This is a genomic window from Flavihumibacter solisilvae (assembly GCF_000814475.1).
Lineage (GTDB): Bacteria > Bacteroidota > Bacteroidia > Chitinophagales > Chitinophagaceae > Flavihumibacter > Flavihumibacter solisilvae.
In genome coordinates, this window is sequence record NZ_JSVC01000032.1 from 37,266 (window position 1) to 43,679 (window position 6,414).

The following is a 6,414-nucleotide window of genomic DNA, read 5'->3' on the forward strand; positions in this document are numbered from 1 at the left end:
TACGTTTGATTAGATGTGAATGCTACATTTTGTCTTCCAATGTGTCGATTGCTTTCCTTAGCAATACCGAAGCTGATTCGAGCCGCTTTATACTCCTTCCAACCTTAGCCTGCATTTTATTCAACTCCGCTTTATTTTTTTCATCGGCATCAGCCAGAAAATCCGAAAGTTCATCCCGCTCTTTTCTTTTTATGATTTCCATTTCCTTGATAGCTTGCAGAAACGCATTCCAGTCCTGGTGACCTGGTAAGGATAAACTCTTTATAATTGATTTGATCTTCCTTGCCTTAAGATAGAATTCATCCAGGTCCATTCCGGATGCAATATTCGGGTTGGGATCCATCGCATTATCCTTGTAAACAGCAATGGCCATATTGCAGACAAATTGACCCTGGGAAAATTGATACCCGTCGCCAACTGTCCCAAATGCAAGTCGCCATGGTATCACAAAATGACTATTCACAAATGGAATTTCCAGTTGCTTCGCATGAACCCAGATGGCTTCAGAATCCAGGTAGTCTATTGCCGTAGAGGCTACCGTTGATTGTCCGCCTGCCCATGCGGAGTCCGGTGCAGTATCTTCAATACAGGTAAGATCTGGATAAACCTGGTCCGTATCCACATGATACACATATGTCTGAATTGTTGATGGTGGCGGCTGGAATTCGGCAAGGGAAAAATACCAGGCATTGGCAAATTTATCCTCAGTCATATTTATATTCCTGTAAATGGATTGTGCCATTGTTTCCCCGTTTGTGTTCCACATAAAAAAATGGTACAGCATAAATACACCGGGTGAAGATTCAATCGAAATGGTTGGCCAGGCATGCAGAGAATAATTACCAGTTATATCCTGGATCACCATTCCGCCAGGAATTTCTTCCCCTCCGGGAAATACCCGGTTGCGTATAGTCAGGGTTGGCATATTTGCGCATTGAAATGTGAGGGATATGCGCAAAATCGGCATTCTATGAGATTTAAACAACGGGAAAATCCCCCTCCCGTCCTGCTCAATCCATCAACGCTTCAGCTTCGCTGTCGTTGTATTGCCGAATTAATTTTCGAAGGTCCTGTTTGAGCCGGAAGGTAACTTTTGAATATTCTTTCTTCCCATAGAGGTTGTTCATCTCATGCGGATCCTGGTCAAGGTCGTATAATTCCCAGCCATTCACCCGGTTGTAGAAGCGGATCAGCTTGTACCTGTTTGTCCGGATCCCAAAATGAGGGGATACCGCATGTTCACCGTTTTCATAATAATGATAGAAGATAGCATTCCGGCTTTTTGCAGAAGATTGTTTCTCAGACGTGATAAGCGAAAGAAAAGACTGGCCCTGTAAGTCTGCCGGCCTGGCAATTCCTGCAGCCTCCAGAACAGTCGGGGCAATATCGAGGTTCAACACGAGGTCATTGTTTACCGATCCCGGCCTGACTTTTCCTGGATAACGCATCAGCATTGGCGTCCGGAAAGATTCTTCATACATGAAACGTTTATCAAACCACCCATGCTCGCCAAGATAAAAGCCCTGGTCAGACAAGTATATTACAATTGTATTTTGAGCGAGGTTATGCTTATCGAGATAATCCAGCATTTTGCCAATATTCCGGTCAAGCCCTTTTGCAGTCGCCAGGTAATCACGCATATAACGCTCGTATTTCCACCTGGCCAGTTCCTCGCCTGTCAGGTTGCGTGATTTGAAATCCTGGTAGACATTATTATAGTAGGACTCAAATTTTTTGCGCTGGGAAGGGTTCATACGATTGATCATCGGGCTCTTATCCATTTTCCCCGGGTCGTCATACATCTTCAGGTCGTAATCAAGCCGCATTGATTTTTCGATCGACATATCCTGTACGCGTGCAGCTTCCCTCCCTGAATAAGTATCGTTGAAATTGGCGGGAAGATGAAAGTTTTCTTTATCAAAAGCTCCCAGGTCAGTTGTATCCGGAAACCAGGTACGATGTACGGCATTGTGCCCGATCATCAGGCAGAACGGTTTTGAAGTGTCCCTGTTGTCCAACCATTGCTCTGCTGTATTCTGGATAACATTGGCAGCATAGCCTTCCACACGAATGACTGTGCTGTCCATATTGAGGAAGTCGGGATTGTAATAGTGCCCCTGCCCTACCAGGATTTGCCAGAAGTTAAATCCCGTTGGTTTTGTGCCAAGATGCCATTTTCCTACCCAGGCAGTCTCGTAACCGTTCTGTTGCAACAGTTTTGGAAACGTCTGCTGCCTTCCTTCGAACTGAGGAGTAACATTGTCCCTGAAACCATTGACATGACTATACTTGCCTGTAAGGATAACTGCCCTGCTGGGGCCGCAGATGGAATTGGTAACATAAGCTCGATCGAACTTCACTCCTTCCGCTGCGAGCCGGTCGATTGCAGGTGTTTTCATGAGCTTGCTCCCATACGCGCTGATGGACTGGTAAGCATGGTCATCCGAAACAATAATCAGGATATTGGGCTTTTTCTGGGCAATTGAGAGAAAAGAAATGAAAAAGGCAGCAACAAGTAAGTAACCAGTTTTCATAATTGAGACAATACCCAATAATAAAAAAAGAATGGCTGATCGCGAAAATGATTTATTTCCATGGACATGGAATAAACCCTGATGGTCTTCTTTTTCCACGTATGATCAGGGAAAGTTCACATGTTTGAGGCTTCCGGGCCGCCTGGTTGAGTTTTGAGATGGTGGCATCGTAGCTGAATCCGAGCTGGAAGTCATTATAAACAAACCCTATATATGGAATTATCGCATTCTCCGACCAATACCAGATCCCGGCATTAAAAATGGTGTGGTTGTCTTCATCAAGGATATAACCCAATGCACCACCGACGGAAAAATACTGTGCCTCCTGCTGAAACTGATAAATTGCGTTGGTGTTGAGTATTACCCGCTCGTTCAGGAATCTTTCAAAATTGGCATGGGCAACTTTCCGCATAGGCAACCTTTGATTGTCATCCTCAAGGAATGTTTGCCTTGGCTTGTTCAGGTGAAAGACGGAAACTCCGATATCGAAATTGCTTTTTTCATTGCTGAAATTATACAAGCACCCGGCGCTGACGGAGATATATGGCTTCATATTGGAAAGGGCGACCTCCCCTGTAGGCAGGTTGGTATTGAAACCTGATCCTGTAAACTGTTCTTCAAAATCAATCCGGCTGAAATCAACATACCGCCTCCCGTAAATGGCGCCAAAGCCGAGTCCCAGCCTATGCTGGGCATCCTCAATTTCAAGCAGTTTCACATTGTAGGAAAGATTCAGTGATGCATATGTGCTTTTTACAACACCACTCATGGCATTATCGTACATCATCATAGCGCCCAGTCCCAGGTAATTGCCTTCCTCACTAAACTGATCCCTGTTCTGAAGGATCTTGGTGTCAAAGGAAATAGTTCCGGTCATATATGGACTTGCGGGACCAATCCATTGATCCCTAAGGTTTGATATTGCGCGCCAATCTGCATTGATGTTTGCCGTTAATGCAGGGTTAACGTTCAATGGTGATGAAAAGAATTGCGAAAAACTTGGATCCTGCGCCTGCATTTTATTCGCTGCAAGCAGTAGGAAGATAGCCGTCATCAACTTTTTCAATATGCACATAAACCAAATTTTATCGTAGTAAAACTGAGTTACCACTGCGTTTAATAATACTTCCGTCCATGCCAACTGCCTCAACGGTCCATGTATAAGCATCCATAATTTGCGGTTGTCCATTGAAGATGCCGTCCCAGCCCGAGCCGATTACATTTGTTTCAAATAACAGTTTACCCCACCTGTTGAATACCCTGAAGTACTTCAATTCCTTAATACATACTGTTAATGGGTACAGCCTGTCGTTATGTCCATCCGCATTCGGTGACCATGCCTTAGGTACAAAAAGGTCAGATTTACATTCTGTTGGTGTTTGCCTGATTCTAACCATCAGGGTATCGACAATCTGGCATCCTCCGCCTGTTGTGATCCGGATGCGATATTCTGTTGCCTGATTGTACCTGAATATGGGCGTTCTGCTGGATGGTGTATTTAAACCAACTGGAGGCATCCACTGATAAGTCATGTTGTTGCCCAGGTCTCTGGCAGTGAGCTGCAATGGCACATTTGCTTCGGCAAATACTGTTGGATACCGTATAGCCTGCACTTCCTTAATTACTGTAATATCAACTTTTACCGATTTAGTAAATGAACAACCGCTCTGTGATGACGCTTTGATATAATACGTGCCGCTTTCAGAAATTGCAGCAGGGTTCTGCAGCGGAATTGTGTTTGCTGCGTCAGCCCAATAAGTATAAGTCAATCCCGGATCACTGCCGGCAGTGATTGCCGGAGATGTGAGGTCGATCGTAGCCGGTGCGCACACCTGCGCAGGATTGGTAACAACAAATGTTGATGCTGACGTAAGGAATGACACATTAACCGGTTTGATATTAAAGCATCCGTCAACTGTTGTCGCTTTGATGTAATATGTTCCGGCGGTGCCGATGGACTGTGGATTATTTAAAGGATTAGTTGCAGATTGATTTGTCCAATAGGTGAAGGTCAGACCTGCATCACTGCCTGAAGTAACCGAAGGATTTGTCAGATCAACAGTACCTGGAGAGCATACCGCAGGTGGGTTAGAGATTTGCAATGCCGGCGAAGCAACAATAGACACCACCACTGGTTGAATGGAAGAACAACCAGCCGCATTAGTGGCTTTAATATAATATGTTCCGGCTGAAGTAATGAAGTTCGGATTGCTTAACGGAACTGTAGCCGCTTCGTTGGTCCAATATGAGTATTGAAGTCCCGGTTCACTGCCTAATGTAACAGCAGAAGTAGTAAGGTCTGCGACAGTACAGGTAGTTACCGGGTGAGTGATGAGTGATACGTTGTCCTGAGACTGAGATATAGTAAATGAACCGAGTGCAGTACATCCATTAGCATCAGTTACTACGACAGAGTATGTTCCAGCAGGAATATTATTAAGATCTTCCGTGGTCGCATTGAAGCCGGCTGGCCCAGTCCACCTATATTCATAAGGCGCTGAACCGTTACCATTAACTATTAGATCAATTGAACCATTGCTTGTACATGACACATCCTGCGCCCTGTAATTGAGAGTCGTTGTCGTGATAAGGTGACCGACTGTTATTTTGGCCAAGGCGGTACAGCCATTAGCGTCAGTAACGGTTACTGCATAGTCGCCAGCCTCCAGATTGCTTAGGTCTTCGGTGGTTGCAGTGAAGCCACCTGGACCGCTCCACTTATATTGATATGGCGATGTACCGTTTCCATTAACGATGAGGTCGATCGTGCCATTTGAAGTTGTGCAAACAGCATCAACTACTTTTTGATTAATTGTAATAGTAGTGTTTTGCTGGCCGACAGTTACAGACTTGGTGGCGTTACATCCATTTGCGTTTACTACAGTGACTATGTAGTCACCTGGGATCAGTCCCCTGAAAATGTTCTCGTCCTGGAAGTTAATACCATCAATGCTATACCTGATTCCGTTTCCTTGTGCCGGAGATGTAACAACTACGGATCCAGACGCGGCAATGCAGGAGGCGTCGGACACAACAACAGATGGTATAAATTCCGGATACACTCCCAGGATCAGGGTTACAATGGAATCGCAACCTGCTGAACTAGTCAGTTTTACCTGATAAGTGCCAGCCTCGGAAATGCTAGTACCGTTCCAGTTAAAGGGCAGTTGGTTGGAGCAGAACGTCAGGTTAGTTGTGCTGGTCAGTACGGTGTTAACCGTCAGGATAAGTGTGGCGATTGAATCACAACCTGCCGTGCTGGTCAATTTAACTTCATATGTTCCTGCTTCAGAATAAGTATTTCTGTTCCAGCTGTACGGCAACTGGCTGGTACAGATGGTGGCATTGGTAGTACTGGTCAGGGTTTCATTTACCACCAGGTTCAGGGTAGCAATAGAATCGCAACCGGCTGCACTAACAAATGTCCTTTCATAAGTACCGGCAGTGGTATAGGTCTCGCCATTCCAGCTATAGGGCAACTGGCTCGCACAGATGGTGGCATTGGTAATGCTGGTCAGGGTTTCATTTACCACCAGGTTCAGGGTAGCAATAGAATCACAACCCGCTGCACTCACAAAAGTCCTTTCATAAGTACCGGCAGTGGTATAGGTCTCTCCATTCCAGCTGTATGGCAACTGGCTCGCACAGATCACTACGTCTGTAGTGCTGGTCAAGGTCTCGTTAACCACCAGGTTCAACGTAGCAATAGAGTCGCAACCCGCTGCACTAACCAGGGGAACTGTATAGGTTCCTGCAGTTGTATATATCTCACTATTCCAGCTATAGGGTAACTGGCTGGTACAGATGGTGACATTGGCAGTGCTGGTCAAGATCTCGTTAACCACCAGGTTCAACGTTGCAATGGAATCGCAACCCGCTG

The 6,414-nt window shown here is 45.5% G+C and carries 4 protein-coding genes; all 4 read right to left on the bottom strand.

Annotated elements, in window-relative coordinates:
• Nucleotides 1-22 precede the first annotated feature (22 nt).
• The gene (locus tag OI18_RS21525; protein ID WP_039143910.1) at nt 23-925 is read right to left on the bottom strand and encodes a hypothetical protein; all 903 of its coding nucleotides are present in this window, start codon (nt 923-925) and stop codon (nt 23-25) included.
• An 85-nt stretch (nt 926-1,010) separates the two neighbouring features.
• Nucleotides 1,011-2,534 carry a sulfatase family protein gene (locus tag OI18_RS21530; RefSeq protein WP_039143911.1) on the bottom strand — a complete coding sequence of 508 codons (1,524 nt, stop codon included), beginning with the start codon at nt 2,532-2,534 and terminating at the stop codon, nt 1,011-1,013.
• Between the two features lie 52 nt (nt 2,535-2,586).
• Nucleotides 2,587-3,609: a PorP/SprF family type IX secretion system membrane protein gene (locus tag OI18_RS21535; RefSeq protein ID WP_072039060.1), complete on the bottom strand. Its 1,023-nt coding sequence runs from the start codon at nt 3,607-3,609 to the stop codon at nt 2,587-2,589.
• A gap of 10 nt (nt 3,610-3,619) precedes the next feature.
• A partial coding sequence (locus tag OI18_RS21540) for a T9SS type B sorting domain-containing protein (protein WP_152616916.1) occupies nt 3,620-6,414 on the bottom strand: 2,795 nt, incomplete at its 5' end.